Source organism: Aeromonas sp. ZOR0002, from assembly GCF_963866995.1.
Lineage (GTDB): Bacteria > Pseudomonadota > Gammaproteobacteria > Enterobacterales > Aeromonadaceae > Aeromonas > Aeromonas caviae.
Map to the genome: position 1 here is coordinate 1 of NZ_CAWMFQ010000266.1, position 1,401 is coordinate 1,401.

Consider the following 1,401-nt stretch of genomic DNA (forward strand, 5'->3'; position numbering starts at 1 on the left):
TCCGCCTGCGCCAGCCAGTCGAGCTCGGCCAGCCAGTCAGCCAGCACCGCCTCGGCCCGGGTCTCGGGGATCTGCTCGCCGTCGAACTCGAGGCGCAGCTGGAGCGTCTCGCCCCGGCTGCTGACCACCAAGGAGAGCGGCAGCTCCACCTTCTCCACCACGGCGCCAAAGCGTGGCACCAGCTGGTGAGGTTCGGGGGCGACAGGGGCCGCCGGCATGGGGTAGTTCTCGAACACGAACAGGCTCTGGGACAGACGCGCCCGGCCTTTGGTCAGTGCCGCCAGCGACTGGGTGCCGTGCTCATTGAGCGCCATCAGGTCGGCTTGCAACCGGGCGATATGCTCGGCCAGGGTCAGCTCGGTGCGCCACGCCAGCGCCAGTGGCAGGCTGTTGATGTAGAGCCCGACGCTCTCGGTGATCCCCTCGATGGGGTAATCCCGGCCCGGGGTCACGTTGCCCACCAGGGTGACGGCATCGCCCGAGCGGCGTGCCAGCAGACGGTGCCAGGCATATTGGGCCAACAGGCCCGCAGTCACGCCAAGGTTGCGGGCACGATGGGCGAGCAAGGTTGCTACCTCGGTCGGCAACGCCGTGGCGCACACCGCCGGTCGCTGCTGGGTATGGCGCCCGCTTGCGCTAGCGTCCAGCGTCACCCCGAACAGGCAGGCGAGATCGTTGGGCGTTGCCAAGAGCTCGCCCCGCCCCTGCCAGTAAGCCTCGGCGCTGCGGGCTTGGCTGGCGATATGGCGGCCAAATTCGAGCCAGGCGGTATCCGGCTCGGCTTGTGGCAACAGGCCGTTCATCAGCGCCTGATAGGCGCGATGCAAGGAACCCAGCAACACGGGGCCGCTCCAGCCATCCAGCACGCCGTGATGGGCGCTGAAGATCACCTTGTGGTGATCGGGGGCCAATTTGAAACAGGCAAGGCGCAGCAGGGGGGCCTGCTCGAGCGGGATCGGGCGGGCCAGATCCTGCTCCCGATAGGCCTGGACCCGAGCTTCTGCATTTCCCACCTCGGACAAGTCCTCATAGTGGAATGGCAACTCGGCATGCTTGAGGATGCGCTGCAGCGCCACCCCGTCTGCCAGTACCAGTTCGCTGCGAAGGGCCGGCCAGCGGGCGATCTGCCCCTGCCAGGCCTGACGGTAAACCGCCACGTCCAGCGGCTGGTGATAGTCAATCTCGGTCTGCAGGTGATAGGCGTGATCCCGGGGCAGCAGCGCCCTGTGATGGAACATGCTCTGCTGAAGCGAGGTCATGGGCAGCAATGTCTCCACCTCGCGCCCGCTCAGCACCCGATCGAGCACGGCTTGCGAGAGAGCGATCCCCGGGAAGTCGCTCGGGGTATGGCGCGGCGCCTTCAGGTTGCAGCAGTGCTCCACCAGCGCCGCCAGGTTGTCC

Annotated in this window: 1 protein-coding gene; it reads right to left on the bottom strand. The window is 67.3% G+C overall.

The features are described 5' to 3' along the window. Nucleotides 1-1,401 (bottom strand): condensation domain-containing protein (locus AACR77_RS23170; protein ID WP_231563258.1); only part of this gene is annotated, 1,401 nt, incomplete at both ends.